Raw genomic sequence first — 20,710 nt, 5'->3', positions numbered from 1 at the left:
AGGTCGTCATGGCCGTGTGATTTCCCGCAGTGCCTCCATGTGGCCCGGCATCGGCTGCGCCGCCGACGGTCGCTTGCTCACCCGCACGTCGAAAAGACTTTGCCTGTCCTCGGGAAAACGCTTACCGTTCATGTGCCCGGAAGGAGCTCATGTGGGGACGCTGGTCCAGGTCGTACAGGACCGATTACGGCTGCTCCGGCTACTGCCGGCTTCGCACGCCGCGATACTCGGCGTGATCAGCGTGTGCCTGGCCGCCCTGCCGACGCTTCTCGCGGTGGTCAGCGGCCGACTGATCACGCAGATGGCCGCGGGCGAGGCGAGTGCGGCCCTGTGGGCACTGGCCGGACTCCTCATCCTGGAAGGGATCGCGGTCGCGGCCAAGGAGGCTTTCCGACAGGTGGCCGCCACGCGAGTGGACGGTGAGATACGCCGCCGGCTCCGCGCCACGGCGGCGGCTCCCAAAGGGATCGCGCATCTGGAGGATCCCGCCTACGCGGATGATCTGTCCCGCGCCTCGAACCTGGGCGGATGGCAGCACCTCTCCGCCGGTTCCGCCGCGGTGGCCCAGGTGGTGCTCATGTCCAGGACGACCGGGGCCGTCCTCGCGGCCGGGGTGCTGGCCCTCTACTCGCCCGTCACCGCGGTCGCCCTGCTCGCCGCGGCGCTGACCGTCCGCTCCATCGTCCGGCGCCAGCTTCTCCGCCTCCATGAGGTGGTGTACATCCAGGCGCGACCCTGGCGGCAGACCGACTACTGGTCGGAGGTGAGCGCGGGCGGCGAGGCGGGCAAGGAGATCCGCGTCTTCGGCCTCGCGGGCTGGGCGGTGGGGCGGCGTACCGCTCAGGCCCGGCACCTGGCGTCGGTGATCTGGCAGACCCGCCGTGAGATCCTCGTCCATCAGCGGATGGCGTTCGTGCTGTCGTTCGGCGCGGTCCTGCTCGCCTTCCTCCTTCTCGGCCTCGCCGTCCAGCAGGGCCACATGACGCAGGGCGACCTGGTCACCTGCCTGGTGGCCTCCTTCGCCGTGCTCGGCGTCACCGCGATCGGGATGGAGGAGTACGAGGTCGAGACCGGACTCGGCGCCGTACGGGCGATGGACTCCCTCGCCACCCGCACACCCCCGCAACCGAGACCCCCGGAACCCGGTGCGGGAGTCCGGCTCGAGAACGTCTCCTTCTCCTACCCGACCACCGGCAAGATCCTTGACGGTTTGGATCTGCGGATCGAGCCCGGTGAGGTCCTGGCCATCGTCGGCGACAACGGCGCGGGCAAGACCACGATGATCAAGCTGATGGCCGGCCTGTACGAGCCGGACGAGGGCCGCGTCATGTCCGACCCGAGCCGGATGGCCGTGATGTTCCAGGACTTCAACCGATACCCACTGACCGTGGCCGACAACGTCGCCATGGGCGCCCCCGAACACCGCGACGACCGCGAGGGGATCGAAAAGGCCCTGCAACGGGCCGGATGGAACGCCGGCGGCCTGCCGCACGGGGTCGACACCGTGGTCAGCCGCGAGGTGCACGACGGCGTGGACCTGTCCGGCGGCCAGTGGCAGCGCCTCGCTCTGGCCCGCATCTTCTTCGCCGTGGGCCACGGCCGCAACCTGATCATCCTGGACGAGCCCACCGCGCACCTGGACGTCCGCGCGGAGGCCGACTTCAACCGGGATGTCGTCTCCGGGGTGGAGGGCGCCACCATCGTGCTGATTTCGCACCGGCTCTCGACGGTGCGGCAGGCGGACCGGATCGTCGTCATGCGAGGCGGTTCGATACTCGAAGAGGGCGACCACGATGCCTTGATGGCGGCTGATGGCCACTACGCACGCATGTTCGAGCTCCAGGCGTCCCGATTCGTGGAGAACTGATGAAGGTTCTCAGACGCACTCTCCGGCTCACGTGGCAGGCAAGCCCGTGGATCACCCTCCTGGTCGCCGTCCTCGTGGCGTTCCAATCGGTGGCCGTCGCCCTCCTCGCGCTGAGTCAGCGCTGGCTGGTCGACGCGGCGGGCCTGGGCACCGTCGGCGGTCTGCTGGCGGCGGGCGCTCTCGGCGCGGTGGCCTACACCGCCTCCACCGCGGGCCGGACGGTCCTGCACAGCCTCATCCTCGAACTGGTCCTCCGGGTCGACATCCTGGTCAACGACGAGATCCTCGGTCTGGTCGCGGGCCTGCCCGGCGTCGCGCACCTCGAACATCCCGAACATCTGGACCGCATCTTCCTTCTTCGCCGCGGCTCCCGGACCCTGGCTCAGCTGGCGTTGGGTCTGTCGGCGACCGCGGCCGGGGTCATCAGCATCGCGCTGTCGGTCGGGCTGCTCGTCGCGGTCGATCCCCGGCTGGCCCTGCTGGCCCCGCTGGCTCTGCTGCCGCTGTGGATCAACTCCCGGACGCTGCGCCGGTTGCGTGACGCGGAGAAGGAGGCGGCCCGGCACGGCCGCCTGGAGGAGATGCTGCACCGGATGTGCACCGACGCGGGCACCGCGAAGGAACTGCGCGTCAGCGGTGCGTCCGCGGCCATCGACGAGGAGGCCGCCAAGGCCTGGGACCGGTACGCGACGCTGATCTCCCGGGCGCGGGTGCGGGCGAGCAGCTGGAACGCCTTCGGCTGGATCTGTTTCAGCGCCGGCTATCTCCTGGTCCTGGCCCTCACCGCGGATCTGGCCGCCCGCGGCTTGGCGACCCTCGGTGACGCGGTCCTGGTTCTGGTCCTGGGCGCGCGGTTGCGCGGGCAGATCCAGGAGGTGGTCGAGCAGATCGGCCGGGTCATCCAGACCGGCCAGGTCACCGAGCACTACACGTGGCTCCACGAGTACGCCGCCGCACATGGCCCGACCGGCGACAAGCATCCCGTAAGCGGCGGCATCACCTTCGAGAGCGTGACCTTCGCCTACCCCGGCTCGAAAGCCCCGGTCCTCCGCGACGTCAGCTTCCACCTGCGCCGGGGCAGCGTCGTCGCCCTGGTCGGGGTGAACGGCGCGGGCAAGACCACACTGGTCAAGCTCCTCACCGGCATGTACCAGCCGGCATCAGGCACGATCAAGGTGGACGGCCAGAACCTGGCCGCGACGGACCTGACCGCCTGGCGGCAGCGCACCACCGCCGCGTTCCAGGACTTCGTCAAGTTCCAGCTTCCGGTGCGGCATGCGGTCGGCATCGGCAGCCTGCCCCGGATGGATCAGGTCGACGAGGCGATCCACGCGGCGGGAGCCGATTTCGTGGAGCGGCTGCCCAACGGCGTGGACACCCAACTGGGATTCCTCTTCGACGGCGTCGACCTGTCCCAGGGGCAATGGCAGCGCCTGGCTCTGGCCCGCGCTCTCATGCGGGAGAAGCCGGAGGTACTGATCCTCGACGAGCCCACCGCCGCCTTGGACCCGGCCAGCGAACACGACCTCTACGAACGCTTCACCACGACCACCCGCACCGCCGGTGAAGGGATCACCGTCCTGGTCTCCCACCGTTTCTCCACCGTGCGCATGGCCGACCACATCATCGTCGTGGCCGACGGCACCATCGCCGAGCAGGGCTCCCACGAGGAACTGATGGCCCGAAACGGCCCGTACGCCCAGCTTTTCCGCTTCCAGGCGGCCGCCTACAGCGCAGACAACTGCTGAATGTGAAAGTCGCCCTCGGTCCTTCGCGACGGGCATTGCTGGCCCGACGGGCGCGTTCCACATATAGCATTTCCAATGCCATAATGGCCTCATGGCTGACGACCTTGAGTTTCTTCCCGGCGACGGCCCCGCCAGCGGGATCTCTGTCACCCTCACCGCCGGCACGCTTCAGGCGATCCGCGAGCGGGTCGGCAAGCGGGGCATATCCGCATACCTGGAGAGAGCGGCTCAGCGTCAGATCGAGCGGGACAATCTGGACGAGTTGATCGCCGACTTCGAAGAGATTCATGGCCCTGCCGACCCGGCGGCCGTGGCGGCCAAGCGGGCCCGGCTAATCGGGGATGAGCCGGGGGCGGGGGCCGCCGCGTGAGCGGTGTCCTGGTCCTGGACAGTGAGGGCCTGGCGAAGGCGGTGCACCGGGATCGGGAGGTGCACGAGTGGCTGGCTGCGGCTCGTGACGCGGATCTTCCGGTCGCTACCTCGGCTGCAGTGCTGGTCGAGGTGATTCACCCGAAGATCAACGATGTCGCGCTGAAGTGGACGTTGTCCCGCCTACGTGTGGAGCCGGTCACCCAGGCTGTCGCTCAGTCCGCCGCGGCTTTGCTGCGGGGCGCGGGGTTGCATGGTCACAAGTACGCCATCGACGCCATACTGTGTGCGACCGCTCTCCAGCATCCGGGTCGGGTGACGATCCTGACTTCCGATGTCGACGACATTCGCTTGCTCACCGTCGATCACGTGCGAGTAGTGGCCGAGAAGGTGTGATCCATCGACCTGTGTGCCAACTGCCTCGGTGCGAGGCACTGGTCGAGGAACAGCCCTCACCCGAGACTGCTTACCCGACTCACCACGACCATGCGGCTAAACGGATCTCCGAGCGGCCACGTAGCTGACTGCGAGAGGCGAGCCCGAGCTTGCGGAAAGATGTTGCGCAGGTGCGCGTCCACGGTTCGCGGGCACAGGAACAGATTGGCCGTGGCCTCCTTGGAGGTGGCCCCCCGCCGCGACCAGCCGGGCGATGTGCACCTCCTGCACGATCAGGGGGTCGGGGGTCTGCGCCGACCGGCTGCGCGCGTGCTCGCCGGTCGCCCGCACCGCACTGCCGCTTCGATCAGGTCGGGCAGTGCCAGCCCGGCCAGTTCGAGGTCGCCGCGTTCGGCGGCCTTCATCACTGCCGAGCAGTCGGCCAGGTGTTGTTGAGCACGGCGGTCGCCCACTGCACGCTGAGCGTCATGTGCGGGCCCACGCCGGCGAACAGCTCCGCTGCCTCCTCTCGCCAGCCCCGCAGCGCGGTCAGGTGGATGCGCGGGTAGACCAGCGGAGCCGCGCCGGCGGCCGCGGCGACGCGGGCGGCTATGCCGTGGAGTGCGCCGTAGTCCCACAGCTCGGCGGCGAGCATGAAGCCGAGCAAGGGCCTCCTGATCCACACGTCGTCACTGGTGTTCCGACGATGGGGAGCAGGATGTCCCCGGCGGCCAGGTGACCTTCGGTGACCAGACCGGGTCGGTGGCGGCCAGGCGTCCCGCAGCACGCAACAGGTAGCCGGCCGGTCGCCGCCCGGTTGCGTACAGAGAGCCAGGCTCAAAGAGGGGCCCATCCGCACGCGTTGGCCAGCGTGCACAGCAACGTCATGGACCGCCTCGCCGGCCTTGGACTTTGCCGCGTTCGCCGCGTGGTCGGCAGCTTCGCCGCAGGCCGGGAACAGCCGACGGCCCCGGTCGCCGCCCCTCCTATCTGCGACGCTGAGTCTCGGCGACTGCCGGACCGGCTTCGAGGGGAAGCCCCCGGGGCCCTCCGAGCAGCACGGCATGGACCCGGGCGCACGTGCGTCCAGGATCGCGAGGCCTTGGTACCGCGATCGTGGTACGTCATGCCCTACCTCAGGACGATGCGTACAGGACCTGCGGTGCATAGGCTGACCCGGTGGAGCGGCCGGAATGGGTGACCGACGTCTGGCTCGGTCTGATGCTGTGTGCGATGGCGGCGGGAGGCCTGGTCACCGGACACGCCTGGCGTGTGACGTGGCCACTTCTGGGCGCCGTCCTCCTGTCGGCTGTTGCGCTAGTCGCACGGGCGGTATGGCCCAGGGCCTCACTGGCCGTCGCGACCGTCGGTGCCTTGATGGCCATGCCTGCCGACCTCGACACGTCCGCGGCCGACGCGCTGCTCGGAGCAGCGTTGCTGATCGCCGGTGGCTTGCGCTGGCGACATGCGCGACCTGGCAGGGCGTTCCTGACGGGCTCGTGGCGACGCGCCCTCGCGGCCATACTGCCGATGACGGTCGTGGTGGTGGCCGTGCCCGCTGATCTCAAGGAGTCGGCCGGTGCGGCAATGGCGCTGGCCGGGTATGCGGCCGCAGGATCGAGCAGCCGGCTGGTGGCTCTGGTGTCGGGGGTCGGCGCGGCAGCAGCGATCGCGGGCGGCTCGATGATTGTGGCGCCGGAGGCATGGACGGGGCAGGACACACCGGTGCCCTTGATCGCTGCCGTCCTGGTGGGAGCGGCGGCTGGAGATGCGGCGCGGAGCCGACGGCAGCTGCTGGCGGCATGGCAGGACCGCGCCCGCCACGGGGCCGTACAGGAGCGATTGCGCATCGCCCGGGAGGTTCACGATCTGGTCGCTCATCACATCGCCGTGATCAGCATGCAGGCGGGCGTGGCCGGACACTCCTTGCACCGGGAGCCGGAAGCCGCCGCGAAGGCGATCGGTCACGTGCAAGCCGCCAGCCGTACCGCACTCGACCAGCTGGGAACGTTGCTGAGCGTGCTACGTGACGGCGAGCCGCCGCCGGTGGAGCCGGTGGCGGGCCTCGCCGACCTGCCACGCATGCTTGATCGGTTCGCGGCGGTCGGGCTGCGGGTGGACCACACGGACATGCCGCATGACCTCCCCACGACCGTGGACCTGTCGGCTTACTGGGTGATCCACGAAGCGCTGACGAACGCACACAAACATGGGGATGGCCACGCCTGCCTGCGGGTGTGGACGGAAGGCGGCACCCTCGGCATCGAAGTTCGCAACCGCATCGCCGCGGCGCGAGAGCCATCGTCCGGACACGGGTTGACAGGTGTGACCGAGCGTGTCCACGCTCTTGGAGGCTCGCTCACGGCCGGACCCGACCGGCATGACGAGTTCGTGTTGCGAGGGAGTCTGCCGATCCGCGCCGACGCCGAGTTGGTCGCCGAAGGGACCGGAGCAGCCGGATGACAGTGCGGGTCGTGCTGGCCGATGACCAGCCACTGATCCGGCAGGGCGCGCGGTATCTGATCGACTCCGCCGATGACCTGGGAGTGGTCGGCGAAGCCGCCGACGGCGCGCAGGCCGTGGAGCTGGCCCGCGCGCACCTCCCTGACGTGGTGGTGATGGACATCCGCATGCCGGGGGTGGACGGCTTGGCCGCGACACGGACGATCACGTCTGACGCCACGCTCACCGGGGTTCGCGTGCTGGTGCTGACCACCTTCGAGATCGACGAGTACGTGTTCGAGGCGTTGCGCGCCGGCGCCAGCGGCTTCATCGGCAAGGGAGTGCAACCGCACGAGCTGCTCGACGCCATCCGGACGGTCGCCCGCGGGGAGGCGCTGCTCTCACCGCAGGCGACCAAGCGGCTGATCGCCCACTTCCTCCAGCAGCCCGGCCATGCCCGGCCTTCGGCCGGGCCGTCACCCTTGACCGAGCGCGAGCTTGAGATCGTGGCCTTGGTCGCCTCGGGCCTGACCAACGCCGACATCGCCGAGCAGTTGCATCTGTCGCCGGCGACCGTGAAGACTCACGTCAACAGGTCCATGATGAAGTTGTCCGCGCGTGACCGAGCCCAGATGGTGGTCTTCGCGTACCAGAGCGGGCTGGTCAGCATCAGCGCCGGCGTACCGCGCCCGCAGTAGGCACGGGACGCCGCACGGGGCGGACGCGGATGACAGACGTCAGTCGCCAGCCTGTCACCCATGACTCGCATATGGGCGTTGGTAGTCGGGACCGGGTTCGTGGTCGTCGGGGCGCTGCGCTTCATAGTGCTCCCCGGCGTGCCAGGGTGGGAGACACCAGAGCCGGTCCACGGGATCCTGCACCTGGTCACCGGAGCGCTGTGGCTTGCGACGGCGGTGTTCTGCCACGGGCGCCACGCCGGACTGGCCACCAGGTGGCTGGGAGCGTTCTGGCTGGCCGTCGGCGTCGCCGGTGAGGCGGGCTGGCTGGACGGGGTGGAGGCGCTGGCGTTCGACGACGCCCTCGTGCACCTCGTGGTCGGCCTGGGAGCGGTGGTCGTGGGCTGGGCCCCGGTCTGGAAGCGCTCCCGAACATGATCGGTCCACGGGTGATCGCCGGAGTATCGATCGTCAATGCCGCGTGTTCGCTGGCGCTTTGGCCGCCGGATACGGTACGGCACTTCCAGCAGGTCATGGCAGAGTTGTTCGCGACCACGGCGGTCATCCTCTTCGCGGCCGCGCTGGTCTTGGCTACCCGGGCCAGATTCCTGGAGCCGTACTTCGGCGGCCTGGACCGAATGTACGCCGCGCACCGGCGGACGGGCCGAGCCGGGTTCGTCCTGCTCACCGCCCACGTCGTGACGATCCCATGGACCTTGGGCTCACCCGGGGGAACACCCTCCGGCCTGATCGCCTATGCCGGGATCACCCTGTTGGCGATCCTCACCATCGGTCCTCTGAGCTACGGTATCTGGCGCCGCTCCCACCGCCTCATCGGCGTGTTCTTCGCCATCAGCCTTGCCCACACGCTGCTGGTCGACCAGGTGACGCGCACAGCGACGGTGCCGTTCGCCATCCTGATCGGCGCGTACGTGGTGGGCATCGCCGCGTTCCTCCACACGACCCTGCTCGCCCGATTCACCAGGCCCAGATTCGCCTACGAGGTCCGAACGGTGCGCCGGCTGACGCCGGCCACCGTCGAGATCACTCTGCGGCCACGCAAGGAGCGGCGGCTGGGATTCGTCTCAGGGCAGTTCGTGTTCGTGACCTTCCACCAGCACGGCCTGCGGGAGCCACATCCGTTCACGATCTCCAGCGCCCCTGCCGAGCAGGACATACGCCTGACCATCAAAGCCAGTGGCGACTACACCTCTCGGCTGTCCTCGACCCTGCGAGCCGGCTGCCGGGCCACGGTGGAGGGCGGATACGGCATGCTGGACTACCGCACCGGCGGCAGGCGCCAACTCTGGATCGCCGGCGGGATCGGCATCACTCCGTTCCTCAGCTGGTTACGTGACATGCCGGACGGCAACGACCGGCAAATCACCCTGTTCTACACGGTCAGGCACGCTGATGAAGTGCTGTACTGGGAGGAAATCCGTGCCCACGCCGACACTCATCCAGGGTTGCGGGTCCACCTCAACGTATCCTCGACCTCGGGCACTCTGACCACAGCCCAGGTCCTGGAGGCCTGCGGCCGAGGCTTCCTCACCGACGTCTACATGTGCGGCCCACTGCCCATGCTGGAGTCATTCGAGCGTGGCTTCCGAGCCGCCGGCTTGCCGTCCTCGGCCATCCATTTCGAGCTGTTCAGCTTCAGATGATTCGATCGCCAGGCTCTTGTCTCCCGTGCTTCACGACCTTTCGCAGCGCATCGACCACTGCTAGACGGCCACGAGTGGTCAGAGTTGTGCCGCAGGCGGTCACGCGCCCTGCGTGCCGTACCAGCGCCACTCGGTGAGTCGTGGGCGATCGCGGAGAGCAGTGCGTCCAGTCGCCCACAGCAGCACCTCCCACGCATCACCATCAATGGAGACATGGGGAAAGAGCTTCTTCACGACCCGTTCGCACACCTCCCTTGGCGGCGACCACTCCAGATTCAGCCCTTGAGCGATGTCATGGGTGTGTACGAGGGTCTCGACAACGGCCATCGCGGCAAAGCCCTCCGGATCCGAGCGCCCGAAGACGTGGTAAGCAACGGTGGCCGAGGAAGCAGTGCGGAGGACGGACGCGAGCAGGCCTCCACACGCCTCCAGGACGATCATGAGGCCCTCTGTGCCCGCGGCCCGGTCAACAAAGATGACATTTGCCGGTCCGCCGCTTCGGTCGCTACTCGTCCGGAACGGCGACACCGCGGACATTGGCGGCTCCGTGAGGCCGAATCTCGCGGCGTAGGTGAACAGGTCATCGGCCAAATGCTCGAGCGTTTCCCAACACGTCCACTCGAGCGTGCCCGCCTTGGCCTCCCACGCCTGGGGATCTGCATGCCTCAGGGCGTCGATAGCCAAAGCGACGACCCGACGCACGTCCTCTCCGTCGACTGCGGCGTCTGCGCTGCGCATGCGGAGGATCGTAACAACGGCCGATGTTGACATGGTCCGCCCCGGATCTGTGAGCAGCTACGCGCCGATCACGTGGATGAGTGGCTTGACCGGCTCGCAAGCGAACTGGCCATCCGCACATTGCCAGACGTTCACAGCGTCCTGACGCGTGCCATCCGGCAGGCTCAGGTGCGGGACATGGTGGTCAGGAACGTGGCCGAGTTGGTCACCACACCCAAGGGCGCGGAGGGGCGGCCCAGCAAGGCATTGACCCGGCAACAGGCAGAGGCGGTGCTCCCGGCCGCAGAGTCGTCCGAACTCCGCGCCTACGTGGTCATCAGCCTCATGACGGGCATCCGTACCGAGAAGCCCTCGCGCGCTGTGCTGGGATTATTTGCTTGCCTGGATGCCAATCCTCCAAGAGTGACAACCCGTGACCAAGGCGGGCTCAACCACGAGAAGTTCGCCCTCTACGTGTGGCGCCCCGACCGAGTAGGAGGTGACACCAAGACCCCGCAAGTCACGCCACACGTTGGAGTTCCCTACGCTGGCCGCTCAGGCGCTTCGGCAGCATCACGTACGTCAGGCCGCACAGAAGCTCAAGGCACATCAAAGGTGCTCACACGACGGGGTGGCGGGATTTGAATCCACGACCTCTTCGCCCCGAACAACACCGGGGAGTCTGGGAATGTCGATCTGAGTCGATCGGGGTGCCTCTCACCTTAGAGAACCCCTCCGGGGAGGGTGTGGGGAGTCTGAGGGAGCCGTAAGGCGCTGGCTCCCAAAATTGGCTCCCGTGGCTCCCCCGAGGGGGGAGGAATTCATGATCAACGAATACCTTCCCGACGACAACGACGGGCGTTTCCCCGAGGACGCCCCCGTTCTCCGCACCCATCCTGGATTGGCTCGAGCCGCCATGAGGCGCGGTTACCCGCCGTTGTGTCCGTGATTCAGCGGCCACGTAGGTCCTTCGGTCGCTACAGTTGAAGCTGTTGCGGAATCCCGTCCCCTGGGGAATTGAGGAGCACTGATGTCTACAACGATGACCGGAGCTTCCGTTCGCCCCTTGGTGACCGCAGTCGCAGGCTTGTAACGCCGCGCGTGTAGCAGCAAAGTCAGCACACATCCCGGTCGCCGGGGCGAGGTGACACGTGTCACCGGCCCTTGGCGCTGTTTGGCGCCTCCGTTCGCCTTTCCGGGAGTTCTGCTGTGTCCGCTCGTCATTCTTCGCTGCTCCGTGTACGTGTCCTGGTCGAACGCCTGATCGCTGCCCCGTTCGGCAGGAAATCTCAACGGTCGAGGTCAGCTCCGCCTGCTCCGGACTCCGCTGATCAGACTGTCAACCGGAATGTCCGCCTGCTGAGCTGGTTCAACTTCTTCGGCGACTTCCGAATGTACGGGCCGATTATGGTCATCTACTTCGCGCAAGTCACCGGCTCGTACACCGCTGCCGCCAGCCTCCTGGCGGTGAAGATGCTGTCTTCGGCAGTGTTCGAAGTCCCTACCGGGGTGCTCTCCGACCGCCTCGGCCGACGCGGCACGATGATCGCCGGTGCCGTCGTCATGGTGGCCGCCCATCTCGGGTACGCCGGCGCTTCGGGTTACGGCCTCCTCCTGGCAGCTGTTGTGCTGGAGGGATTGGCGACCTCACTGTGGAGCGGCAACAACGAGTCTCTGCTCTACGACACGTTGCTCGAAGCCGGCCGGGAGGAGGAGTTCCCCCGGCACTCGGGCCGGGTGAACTCGATGTTCCAGATCGCGCTCGCACTGGCGGCAGCCATAGGTGGCGTGGTCGCCGGCGCGTGGTCGCTGCGTGTGGTGGTCGCGCTGTCGATCGTGCCGCAGGTGCTGTGCGTGCTCATCGCCTTGCGGGTCCGGGAACCGCGGGTGCACGCCCCGCTGGAATCGAACGTGCTGGCGCATCTGGGATCGGCCCTGCGCGGCATCCGCCGTAATCCGGTGCTCCGCCGGATGACTCTGGTGTCGGCGCTTCGTTACAGCAGCGAAAGCGCGGCCCAGTTGTCGCCTGTTTTCGTGGCAGGGCTGTGGCCGCTCTGGGCGCTGGGCCTGTGGCGCACCTTCGGCCATGGCGTGGCCTTCGTCGGCTTCCGCGTCAGTGGTTGGGTGATCGGCCGGGTGGGCGCGGCCCGCACTCTGCTGTTCTGTGAGCTGTTCGACAACGTGGCGAACTTCGTGGCGCTGGTCAAGCCGACGGTATTTTCGCCCGTGCTGCTTGGGTCACCGGCCTACGGCATGTCGACAATCGCCCAGCAGACGTTGCTGCAGCGTGAGTTCACCGACCGGGAACGCGCGACGATGGGTTCGCTTGCGTCGCTGCTCGGCAGCGTGCTCTACGCGCTCGTCGCCCTGGGAGCCGGCCTGGTGGCAGACCGTTGGGGCATCGTTCCGGCGTTGCTCGCGATCCAGGCGGTGGTGCTGATCGCACTTCCGCTCGCCTGGTGGGTGCACGCGCACGCTTCTTCGCTACCGCGGCCGCTGGGACGGTGACGGGATGAGCGCCTTCTCGGCCCCGGCCAGTCCTGCGGTCGACGTCGCAGTGCTGCAGGGTGAGATCGAGGCGACCTCCTGGCCCTCTGTCGTCGTGGCTCGCACGACCGAGGCGTCGGTGTCCTGCCCGACGGCGACGAAAGAGGCTGGACAGCCGCTCGCACTGGCACCCGCTTGGCCGCCGAGCAGGCGGAGGTCCTCTCCGCCGAGCCATCCCGACATCCGGCAGCCGAAAGAGTGGCAACCCGTGACCAAGGTGGGGCTCAACCACGAGAAGTTCGCCATCTACGTGTGGTGCGCCGACCGAGTAGGAGGTGACACCAAGACCCGGAAATCACGCCGCACGCTGGAACTGCCCACGCTGGCCGCTCAGGCACTCCGGCAGCATCACGTACGTCAGGCCGCACAGAAGCTCAAGGCAGGTGAGGCGTGGCAGGATCACAACCTGGTCATATCGACTTCCAGAAACGGAAAAGGGCCCGACCCGCTCAGCGGATCAAGCCCTCTACCTGGTCTAACTCTGTCGGGGTGGCGGGATTTGAACCCACGACCTCTTCGTCCCGAACGAAGCGCGCTGCCAAGCTGCGCTACACCCCGGCGCACGCCGTCTTGCGCGTGCTTGGAAAAGTCTAGCGGACTCCCAAGGTGCTTGTGACCGCCTTTAGCGGCGGGGCACCAGGGTGAGGAGCGAGGCCTCGGGGAAGCAGGCGAAGCGGGCCGGGGCGTAGGGGGAGGTGCCGAGGCCGGCCGAGACGTGCAGCCAGGCGGTTTCGTGGCGGCTCAGGCCCTTCGCTCTGGCGCGGTCGATGCCGCAGTTCGTCACCAGGGCGCCGTAGAACGGGATGCAGAGCTGGCCGCCGTGGGTGTGGCCGGCCAGCAGGAGCTGGTAGCCGTCGGCGGCGAACAGGCTCATGTTGCGGGGCTCAGGAGAGTGCATGACGCCCAGGCGGAGGTCTGCGTCCGACGGGGCGGGGCCGGCCACGAGGTCGTAGCGGTCGCGGGAGATGTGGGAGTCGTGAATGCCCGCCACCGCCACGTCCAAGTCGCCCACCTTGATGCGGGCCGTGGTGTTGTTCATGTCGAGCCAGCCCTCGGCGGCCATGCCCGCGCCCAGCTCCTCCCACGGCAGCGAGGGGACGTGCTGGCGGCGCTCGTTCTTCGAGGTGCGCCACAGGTAGCGGGCCGGGTTTTTCGGCTTCGGGGCGTACAGGTCGTTGGAGCCGTACACGAACAGGCCTGGGCGGGACAGCAGGGGCTCCAGGGCGTGCAGGAGTGAGGGGACGGCCTCCGGGTGCGCGATCGAGTCGCCGGTGTTGACGACCAGGTCCGGCTTCAGCGCTCCCAGCGAGCGGACCCAGTTGATCAACATCGTGCGGCGCGGCGTCAGGTGCAGGTCCGACAGGTGGAGGATGCGCACCGGACGCTGGCCGCGCTCCAGCACGGGTACGTCGAAGCGGCGCAGCCGGAACCAGTTGCGCTCCACCACGGTGGCGTAGCCCAGCCCGGCAAGGCCGAGACCGAGCATGGACAGGGGCACTGCGACGGCTTTCCTCACCCACTCATGATGCCCGACATCCGGCGCGAGGTGTTCGCACAGACGGCAAGATGGACCGCATGAGCGCATTGAAAGACAAGCTGAAGGCCGACCTGACGGCCTCGCTGAAGAGCCGGGACGAGGTACGTCTCCGGACGATTCGCATGGCACTCGCCGCGGTGAACGTCGAGGAGGTCTCCGGCAAGGAGGCCAGGGAGCTGACCGACGACGAGATCATCAAAGTTTTGACCAAGGAGGCCAAGAAGCGGCGGGAGGCGGCCGAGGCGTTCAGCAACGCCGGGCGTGCCGAGCAGGCCCAGGCGGAGCTGGATGAGCAGCGGGTGCTGGAGGAGTATCTGCCGGCACAGCTGTCCGACGAGGAGCTGGTCGCGCTCGTGGACGCCGCCATCGCCGAGGTCGGGGCGTCCGGGCCGCAGGCCATGGGGCAGGTCATGAAGGTCGTCAACCCGAAGGTCGCGGGGAGGGCCGAGGGGGGTCGGGTGGCCGCCACGGTACGCGCCCGCCTCGCCGCCGGAGCCTCGGGCTCTTAGCCTCGGGCTCCTACTTCTGGCTCCTGGCCTCGGGCTCTAGCGCCCCAGCCGCTGTCCGCCGCGCCCGCGGCGGCCGGCCAGACCGGGATGCCCGACCGGGGCACATGCTGATGGCCGCCCCAGACTCCAGCCGGGAGCCGACCCACGGCCGTGGGCACGGACCCGACCCCACGGTCGTGGGCATGAGACCGGCCCTCACGGTCGTGGGCACCGGATCGGTCCCCATGAGTGCGCCTCCTCCAAATGAGCGTGGCGCGCGCTGACGCATGTGCGGCTGCGAGATGGCAGGCCGTCCCCGGCGACGTGGCAGGTGGTCTCGCCGGGGTGGGAGGTCTCTCTCCGAGAGGCGGCGCACGTGCCCCTGAGGCCTCTGCGGCACGTTTCCTCGGGACCTGCACATGGGTTGTGGGGCGGTGCCCAGCGCCCACCCCCAGTGGGCCCCATGGCCCCATGGCGCAGGCGGCCTGGGCTGGTGCACGCGGCCTGAGGCTGCCCTCTCGGGCACCCGAGACCGTGGGGGGGACGCCTCCTCCGCTCAAGAGGCGGAGGAGGCGGGGCTTCAGCCGCCTGGGAAGAGGGGCCCGACGTCCGCGCGTCCGTCGCCGAAGTCGTTACCCCGTCCGTCGCCGCCGCCCGGCCCGTCCCCGGGCCCGCGGTCCGGTGGCCCGTCGCCGTTGCCGGGCGGGTCGAAGATGTCGAACGGGTCCCGGGGGCCGTCCTCGTCCTTCTTCTTCTTGGGCTTGGGCGCGCAGTTCTCCGTGCACCCGCCGAACCGCGACCGATCAACCGGCGTGAACTCGACCGGCTCGATCCCCTTCAAGGCGCTGATCATGGAGTCTTTCCAGATCCGCCCGGAGATGGACGCGCCGAACACCTGCGAGTAGTACCGCCCGCCGATCGTGATGCTGGTGAGCCTGTGGCCGGAGGCGCCGCGCGGGTCGCCCAGGCTGACCGCCGAGGCCAGGTTCGGCGTGTAGCCGGCGAACCAGGCCGACATGTAGTTGTCGGTGGTCCCGGTCTTGCCGGCCGCGTCCCGCCCGATGCCGCCGACCTCGGTCATCGTGCCCTTGGTGAACACACCGGACAGGATGCCGTTGACCGCGTCGGCGATCTCCTCCTCCAGGACCTGCGAGCACTTGGGTTTGTACTGCTTCGCCTTGCCGTCCCGGTTCGTGATCTCGGTGATGGCCAGCGGCTTGCAGTATTTGCCGCGTGCCCCGAACACCGCGTACGAGCTGGCGATCGTGACCGGGTCGACCTCGTTGACCCCCAGCGTGAACGTCTCCACCTCCGACAGCTTCTGCCCGTCGGACCGCTTGACCCCGAGCTTCTTGGCCATCTTGACCACGTCGCAGAGCCCGACCTTCTCCTGCAGCTTGATGAAGAACGTGTTCACCGAGCCCCAGGTGCCGCTCTCGAGGGTCTTGAAGCCGGCGCTGCTCTCGCTGGAGTTGCGCACCGTATGTGACGGGTCGCCGACGTTCTGGCCCTTGCAGTTCTTGAACGCGCTGTATCCGTCGGCCTTGTAGCCAGCGGGGGACGGGAAGCCGTCGCCGTACTTCATGCCGTCCTCGAGCGCCGCGGCCAGCGTGTAGACCTTCGCGGTCGAGCCCTGCTGGAAGCCTGTGCCGCCACCGTGTGCCGCGTCGGCCACGATGTTGTAGCTCATCTCGTTCTTCTTCTTGCTCCCGCCGAACTTCCGCGAGGCCGCCATGGCCTTGATCTCGCCGGTGCCGGGAACGACCATGGCCTGCGCGGCCACGGGCTTGTCCTTGGTGGAGACGTACTTCTTGATCGCCTTCTCGGCGGCCGCCTGCATCTTGGGGTCGATCGTGGTCTTGATCGTCAGGCCGCCGCGCTGGAGCAGCTTCCGGCGCTCGTCCGGGTTCGCGCCGAACTCGTCGTTGCTGAGGATCTCGTACTGCACGTAGAGGCAGAAGTACGGATATCTGCTGGCCTCGCAGCCGCCAGGGAACTCGATGTCCTTGTAGCCCAGCTTCTTCGCCTTCGCCTCCACGGCCTCCTGTGGCGTGATCATCTTGAGCTCGAGCATCCGGTCGAGCACGATGTTGCGCCGCTGCAGGAGCCGTTCCCGGGACTCGGGGCCGACGTTGGGGTCGGTCCTGGCGGGGTTTTGCACGGCGCCGGCGAGCGTGGCGGCCTCGACGAGGTTGAGCTTGGAGGCGGGCTTGTCGAAGAAGCGCTTGGCCGCGGCCTGGATGCCGTGGGCGCCGGCACCGAAGTAGGCGATGTTGAGATATTTCTCGAGAATCTGGTCCTTGGTGTATTTGCGCTCGATCGCCATCGCGTAGCGCAGCTCGGCCAGCTTGCGCGAGACCGTCGGGGCGATGGCCGCCGCCTGCTCCTCGGGCGTCTGGGCCTTGTTGACGAGCACCTGCTTGACGTACTGCTGGGTGATCGACGAACCGCCCTGCGTCACACCGCCGGTAGTGAAGTTTTTCACGAGGGCTCTGGTCGTTCCCTCTACATCGATCGGCCCGTGCTGGTAGAAACGGAAGTCCTCGATCGCGATCAGTGCCGTGCGCATGATCGGGGCGACCTGGTCGAGCCGGACGGACTGGCGGTTCTCGTAGTAGAAGCGCCCGATCTCCTTGCCGTTGGCGTCCTGCAGGATCGTGCGCTCGGGAAGAGGGGGTTCGTCGAGCTCTTCGGGCTTGAGATCGAGGGCTTCCACCGCGCTCTTCGCGCCCATGCCCGCTCCCCCGACCGCGGGCAGCGCCACGGCAGCCGCCAGCACCCCGGCGGCCGTCCCTGCGATGATCAGACGCAGGAGGGCCAGGATGGGGTTGGAGCGATCTTTGCGCTGCGCTTGCACGCTACCAAGAGTACGTCGAAAGACTGACCTAATCGGTAGCCCGACCCCATTTCGCCTTGACTGGTGGGGGTGACTAGTCATTCCCGGTCAAGACCGCCGCGAGAATTTGGTCCTCTGGGGTCTGTCGGCCCGAACGGGTAGTTGCGTACGTTCTCCTCTGCGGCAACTGAATACGGAGGCTCGGCGCCCGCGCCCGTCGGCCCCAAATGACGACTGACCACCTAAGGGGAGTGGGGTCGAAAATGTGGATCACGGATTGGACCTCCCGTGCCGCCTGTAAAGGTGCGGATCCGGATGCCCTGTTCGTGCAGGGCGCCGCGCAGAACAGGGCGAAGCTCATCTGCCGGGGTTGCCCGGTCCGTACCGAGTGCCTCGCCGATGCGCTGGACAACCGCATCGAGTTCGGGGTGTGGGGCGGTATGACCGAACGGGAACGTCGCGCGCTGCTTCGACGGCGGCCAGACGTGGACTCGTGGCGAGAACTGCTCGAGTCGGCGAAGGAAGAGTACGAGCGGACGAATGAGCTGATCGCGGGCTGATCCAGGCCCGGCGAGCCGAGTACGGCCGGCGCCGTCCGCCGGCCGTACCTCTATGAGCTCGCCAGCAGCTCCCCGATCTGCCGCAAGCCGGCCAGATCGTGAACGTCCTCGGACATGGCGCGGACCTGCGCCACGGGCACCGTGGGGTGGGCCGAGACGAAATGTTCCCGCTCGCGACTCTCGCGAGCGGTGAGCTGCATCCGCCCGGCGTGCAGCCGCAGCACGGCGGCGGTCAGCTCGTGTTCGCCCTTGGACTCAAGGTCCTCGGCCGCGGCGGCGCTGCGAGCCGCCGAGAGCGCGGCGGCAGGGGACATGTGCACGCGATTGACCACCAGGCCGGCGAGCGGCATGCGCTCTTCAGCGAGCCGCTCGACGAAGTAGGAGGCCTCGCGCATCGCGTCCCGTTCGGGGGCGGCCACCACCAGGAAGGCCGTGCCAGGGGCCTGCAGCAGCCGGTACGTCATCTCGGCCCGCTGCCGGAACCCGCCGAACACGGCGTCGAGCGCGGACACGAACGTCTGCAGGTCCTTGATCACCTGCGCGCCGAGCAGCTTGGTCATGGCCCCGGCCATCAAGCCGAACCCGGCGTTGAGCAGCCGGAAGGCGCTGCGCCCCCCGGCCTTGGCCGGGGCGGTCAGCAGCCGGATGAACCGGCCGTCCAGGAAGCGCCCGAGCCGCTCGGGGGCGTCGAGGAAGTCGAGCGCCGATCGTGACGGCGGCGTGTCCACGACGATCAGGTCCCACTCGTCCGAGCGGCGCAGCTGGCCCAGCTTCTCCATGGCCATGTACTCCTGCGTGCCGGAGAAGCTGGAGGACAGCGACTGGTAGAAGGGGTTCGACAGGATCTGCCGGGCCCGCTCGGGGTCGGCGTGCGCCTCGATGATCTCGTCGAACGTGCGCTTCATGTCGAGCATCATGGCGAACAGCTGCCCGCCGTTGTCCGACGATTGGACCAGCCGTGGAGTGTTGTCGAGCTCGCTGAGCCCCATCGACTGGGCCAGCCGCCGCGCGGGGTCCACGGTCAGCACGACCGCGCACCTGCCGCGTTCGGCCGCGCGCAGCCCGAGCGCCGCGGCGGTCGTGGTCTTGCCCACGCCGCCCGCGCCGCAGCAGACGATGATCCGGGTGTGCGGGTCGTCAAGTATCGCGTCGACGTCCAGCCTGGCGGGCTTCTTCACGCTGCTCCCTGGGTGCGGATGCTCTCTGCCAGCTCGTACAGTCCGGCCAGGTCCACGCCGTCGGCCAGCAGCGGCAGCTCGTAGCTGGGCAGGCCGGCCTCGGCCAGCGACTCGCGCTCGGCACGCTCCAACGCGGCGCGGTGAGCGTGCTCGGCGATCTCTTCGGCGAGCGCCTCGGCCAGCGCCGTGGCCTCCGCGCCGTCGGCGAGCCCGACGGCCTTGAGCCCCAGCACGAGCTCCCCGACGTCGAACCGGCCCTTGACAGCTGTGTCAAGAGCGACCTGGGGCAGCTGGGATTCGCGCACCATGTTGACGAAGATCCCGCCGGCAGGAAGCCCCGCGGAACGCAACTCGGCGATGCCGTCGAGCGTCTCCTGGACCGGCATCTCCTCCAGTAACGTCACGAAGTGCACCGCCGTCTCAGGAGATTTCACGACACCGCTGACCAGCTCCGAGTGGTTCTTGATCGGTCCCATCTTGGCCAGCCCGGCGACCTCTTGGGTGACGTTGAGGAAGCGCGTGATGCGGCCGGTGGGCGGCGCGTCGAGCACGACCGCGTCGTAGACCCGGCGGCCGTTCTTGCCCCGCCTGCGCACCGCCTCGGTGGTCTTGCCGGTGACCAGCACGTCGCGGAAGCCAGGGGCCACGGTGGTGGCGAAGTCGACGATGCCCATCTTGGTCAGCGCGCGGCCCGCCCGGCGCATCCCGTAGAACATCTCCATGTACTCGAGCATGGCCTCTTCGGGGTCGATCGCCAGCGCGTACACGTCCCCGCCAGACGGCGCCACGGCGATCCTGCGCTCCTCGTACGGCAGTGGCGGCAGATCGAAGATCTGCGCGATGCCCTGCCTGCCCTCCACCTCGACGAGCAGCACCTTGCGGCCGCCCGAGGCCAGGGCGAGCGCGAGGGCGGCGGCGACGGTCGTCTTGCCTGTGCCGCCCTTCCCGGTGACGACGTGGAGCCGCACGCCGTCCCAATCCGTGTCCGGAGAGTCCACGATTCGAGGCTACCGAACGGTCACTTGACGCAAGCCGGTGCCCACCCTTTGAGATTGCTCACACTAATGTTGCCCCCATGAAGAAATGGGAGTACCTCACCGCCCCCTTGCTCATCCACAACACCAAGATGATCCTTGACAACTTCGGCTCCGACGGCTGGGAGCTGGTCCAGATCGTGCAGGGCGCCACGCCCGAGCAGCTGGTCGCCTACTTCAAGCGGGAGAAGCAGTGACGGCGGAGCAGCGGCTGGCGGAGCTCGGCCTGACGCTGCCCCAGGCGCCGAAGCCGGTGGCGGCGTACGTGCCGGCCGTGCGCACGGGCAACCTCGTCTACACCTCCGGCCAGGTGCCCATCGTCGAGGGTCAGGTGGCCGGCACCGGCAAGCTGGGCGCCGAGGTGACCACCGAGGAGGGCGCCAGGCTGGCCCGCATCTGCGCGCTCAACGCCCTGGCCGCGCTCAAGTCGGAGATCGGCGACTTGGAGCGGGTCGTGCGGATCGTCAAGGTCGTCGTGTTCGTGGCCAGCGATCCGGCCTTCAGCGACCAGCCGAAGGTCGGCAACGGCGCCAGTGAGCTGCTCGTCGAGGTGTTCGGCGAGGCGGGCAAGCACGCGCGCAGCGCGGTCGGCGTGGCCTCGCTCCCGCTCGACGTGCCCGTGGAGGTGGAGCTGATCGCGGAAGTCGCCTGAGCGGTGATATGTCACTTCT

At 68.2% G+C, this 20,710-nt stretch carries 19 protein-coding genes and 1 tRNA gene; 13 read left to right on the top strand and 7 right to left on the bottom strand.

All coding sequences use genetic code 11. The features are described 5' to 3' along the window. Nucleotides 1-151: 151 nt before the first annotated feature. From ID574_RS10930 to ID574_RS10915, 4 genes are all read left to right on the top strand, one after another. Entirely contained in the window at nucleotides 152-1,867 is a 1,716-nt protein-coding gene (locus ID574_RS10930; protein ID WP_188188701.1) for an ATP-binding cassette domain-containing protein, read from the top strand. After that, nucleotides 1,867-3,615 carry an ABC transporter ATP-binding protein gene (locus tag ID574_RS10925; protein ID WP_188188700.1) on the top strand — a complete coding sequence of 583 codons (1,749 nt, stop codon included), beginning with the start codon at nucleotides 1,867-1,869 and terminating at the stop codon, nucleotides 3,613-3,615. The genes ID574_RS10930 and ID574_RS10925 overlap by 1 nt, the downstream gene beginning before the upstream one ends. A 91-nt stretch (nucleotides 3,616-3,706) precedes the next feature. Then, nucleotides 3,707-3,985: a hypothetical protein gene (locus ID574_RS10920; protein WP_188188699.1), complete on the top strand. Its 279-nt coding sequence runs from the start codon at nucleotides 3,707-3,709 to the stop codon at nucleotides 3,983-3,985. After that, nucleotides 3,982-4,380, top strand: a complete 399-nt coding sequence (locus tag ID574_RS10915) for a type II toxin-antitoxin system VapC family toxin (protein ID WP_188188698.1) — start codon at nucleotides 3,982-3,984, stop codon at nucleotides 4,378-4,380. Before ID574_RS10920 ends, ID574_RS10915 begins: the two co-directional genes overlap by 4 nt. Before the next feature lie 403 nt (nucleotides 4,381-4,783). On the opposite strand, the gene ID574_RS10910 is transcribed toward ID574_RS10915, so the two are convergent. Further along, nucleotides 4,784-5,044 (bottom strand): hypothetical protein, encoded by a 261-nt coding sequence (locus ID574_RS10910; protein WP_223166571.1) that lies wholly within the window; start codon nucleotides 5,042-5,044, stop codon nucleotides 4,784-4,786. 494 nt (nucleotides 5,045-5,538) lie between these two features. Between ID574_RS10910 and ID574_RS10905 the strand changes: the two genes are divergently transcribed. The 4 genes from ID574_RS10905 (at nucleotide 5,539) to ID574_RS10890 (ending at nucleotide 9,142) form a co-directional block, all read left to right on the top strand. Then, entirely contained in the window at nucleotides 5,539-6,822 is a 1,284-nt protein-coding gene (locus tag ID574_RS10905) for a sensor histidine kinase (protein ID WP_188188696.1), read from the top strand. Beyond that, nucleotides 6,819-7,499 (top strand): response regulator, encoded by a 681-nt coding sequence (locus tag ID574_RS10900; protein ID WP_188188695.1) that lies wholly within the window; start codon nucleotides 6,819-6,821, stop codon nucleotides 7,497-7,499. Before ID574_RS10905 ends, ID574_RS10900 begins: the two co-directional genes overlap by 4 nt. A gap of 60 nt (nucleotides 7,500-7,559) precedes the next feature. Continuing rightward, nucleotides 7,560-7,916 (top strand): hypothetical protein, encoded by a 357-nt coding sequence (locus tag ID574_RS10895; protein ID WP_188188694.1) that lies wholly within the window; start codon nucleotides 7,560-7,562, stop codon nucleotides 7,914-7,916. A gap of 95 nt (nucleotides 7,917-8,011) precedes the next feature. Next, the gene (locus ID574_RS10890; RefSeq protein WP_188188693.1) at nucleotides 8,012-9,142 is read left to right on the top strand and encodes a ferredoxin reductase family protein; all 1,131 of its coding nucleotides are present in this window, start codon (nucleotides 8,012-8,014) and stop codon (nucleotides 9,140-9,142) included. Nucleotides 9,143-9,241: 99 nt separating this feature from the next. Here the strand turns inward: ID574_RS10890 and ID574_RS10885 are convergent, their stop codons facing one another. After that, nucleotides 9,242-9,880, bottom strand: coding sequence for a hypothetical protein (locus ID574_RS10885; protein ID WP_188188692.1), 639 nt, complete (start codon nucleotides 9,878-9,880; stop codon nucleotides 9,242-9,244). Nucleotides 9,881-11,068: 1,188 nt separating this feature from the next. Here ID574_RS10885 and ID574_RS10880 point away from each other — a divergent pair. Beyond that, nucleotides 11,069-12,367: an MFS transporter gene (locus ID574_RS10880; protein ID WP_223166570.1), complete on the top strand. Its 1,299-nt coding sequence runs from the start codon at nucleotides 11,069-11,071 to the stop codon at nucleotides 12,365-12,367. Nucleotides 12,368-12,890: 523 nt separating this feature from the next. On the opposite strand, the gene ID574_RS10875 is transcribed toward ID574_RS10880, so the two are convergent. Continuing rightward, a tRNA-Pro gene (locus tag ID574_RS10875) sits at nucleotides 12,891-12,964 on the bottom strand. A gap of 64 nt (nucleotides 12,965-13,028) precedes the next feature. After that, nucleotides 13,029-13,892, bottom strand: a complete 864-nt coding sequence (locus tag ID574_RS10870; protein WP_188189501.1) for a metallophosphoesterase — start codon at nucleotides 13,890-13,892, stop codon at nucleotides 13,029-13,031. 89 nt (nucleotides 13,893-13,981) lie between these two features. Between ID574_RS10870 and ID574_RS10865 the strand changes: the two genes are divergently transcribed. Beyond that, nucleotides 13,982-14,452 carry a GatB/YqeY domain-containing protein gene (locus ID574_RS10865; RefSeq protein WP_188188690.1) on the top strand — a complete coding sequence of 157 codons (471 nt, stop codon included), beginning with the start codon at nucleotides 13,982-13,984 and terminating at the stop codon, nucleotides 14,450-14,452. 559 nt (nucleotides 14,453-15,011) lie between these two features. Here ID574_RS10865 and ID574_RS10860 read toward each other — a convergent pair. Beyond that, nucleotides 15,012-17,288, bottom strand: a complete 2,277-nt coding sequence (locus ID574_RS10860; RefSeq protein ID WP_223166569.1) for a transglycosylase domain-containing protein — start codon at nucleotides 17,286-17,288, stop codon at nucleotides 15,012-15,014. 242 nt (nucleotides 17,289-17,530) lie between these two features. Between ID574_RS10860 and ID574_RS10855 the strand changes: the two genes are divergently transcribed. Continuing rightward, the gene (locus tag ID574_RS10855; RefSeq protein WP_020542548.1) at nucleotides 17,531-17,827 is read left to right on the top strand and encodes a WhiB family transcriptional regulator; all 297 of its coding nucleotides are present in this window, start codon (nucleotides 17,531-17,533) and stop codon (nucleotides 17,825-17,827) included. A 50-nt stretch (nucleotides 17,828-17,877) separates the two neighbouring features. On the opposite strand, the gene ID574_RS10850 is transcribed toward ID574_RS10855, so the two are convergent. Next, nucleotides 17,878-19,005 (bottom strand): ATPase BagB, encoded by a 1,128-nt coding sequence (locus ID574_RS10850; protein ID WP_188188688.1) that lies wholly within the window; start codon nucleotides 19,003-19,005, stop codon nucleotides 17,878-17,880. Then, nucleotides 19,002-20,003: an ATPase BagA gene (locus tag ID574_RS10845; RefSeq protein ID WP_188188687.1), complete on the bottom strand. Its 1,002-nt coding sequence runs from the start codon at nucleotides 20,001-20,003 to the stop codon at nucleotides 19,002-19,004. The genes ID574_RS10850 and ID574_RS10845 overlap by 4 nt, the downstream gene beginning before the upstream one ends. A gap of 77 nt (nucleotides 20,004-20,080) precedes the next feature. On the opposite strand from ID574_RS10845, the gene ID574_RS10840 reads away from it, so the two are divergent. Beyond that, nucleotides 20,081-20,236, top strand: coding sequence for a Sp36 family protein (locus ID574_RS10840; protein ID WP_185069889.1), 156 nt, complete (start codon nucleotides 20,081-20,083; stop codon nucleotides 20,234-20,236). After that, a complete protein-coding gene (locus ID574_RS10835; protein ID WP_188188686.1) occupies nucleotides 20,233-20,691 on the top strand; it encodes a RidA family protein in 459 nt (152 codons plus the stop codon). Before ID574_RS10840 ends, ID574_RS10835 begins: the two co-directional genes overlap by 4 nt. Nucleotides 20,692-20,710 lie beyond the last annotated feature (19 nt).

The sequence above is a fragment of the Nonomuraea sp. SYSU D8015 genome (genome assembly GCF_008065375.1).
Taxonomy (GTDB): Bacteria; Actinomycetota; Actinomycetes; order Streptosporangiales; family Streptosporangiaceae; genus Nonomuraea.
This window is presented reverse-complemented; position numbering and strand designations above follow the sequence as displayed.

Coding starts and splice junctions, on each gene's coding strand:
- ID574_RS10925 (WP_188188700.1), top strand. CDS start 1,867: ATGAAGGTTCTCAGACGCACTCTCCGGCTCACGTGGCAGGCAAGCCCG.
- ID574_RS10920 (WP_188188699.1), top strand. CDS start 3,707: ATGGCTGACGACCTTGAGTTTCTTCCCGGCGACGGCCCCGCCAGCGGG.
- ID574_RS10900 (WP_188188695.1), top strand. CDS start 6,819: ATGACAGTGCGGGTCGTGCTGGCCGATGACCAGCCACTGATCCGGCAG.
- ID574_RS10895 (WP_188188694.1), top strand. CDS start 7,560: ATGACTCGCATATGGGCGTTGGTAGTCGGGACCGGGTTCGTGGTCGTC.
- ID574_RS10890 (WP_188188693.1), top strand. CDS start 8,012: ATGGCAGAGTTGTTCGCGACCACGGCGGTCATCCTCTTCGCGGCCGCG.
- ID574_RS10885 (WP_188188692.1), bottom strand. CDS start 9,880: ATGCGCAGCGCAGACGCCGCAGTCGACGGAGAGGACGTGCGTCGGGTC.
- ID574_RS10870 (WP_188189501.1), bottom strand. CDS start 13,892: ATGCTCGGTCTCGGCCTTGCCGGGCTGGGCTACGCCACCGTGGTGGAG.
- ID574_RS10865 (WP_188188690.1), top strand. CDS start 13,982: ATGAGCGCATTGAAAGACAAGCTGAAGGCCGACCTGACGGCCTCGCTG.
- ID574_RS10855 (WP_020542548.1), top strand. CDS start 17,531: ATGTGGATCACGGATTGGACCTCCCGTGCCGCCTGTAAAGGTGCGGAT.
- ID574_RS10840 (WP_185069889.1), top strand. CDS start 20,081: ATGAAGAAATGGGAGTACCTCACCGCCCCCTTGCTCATCCACAACACC.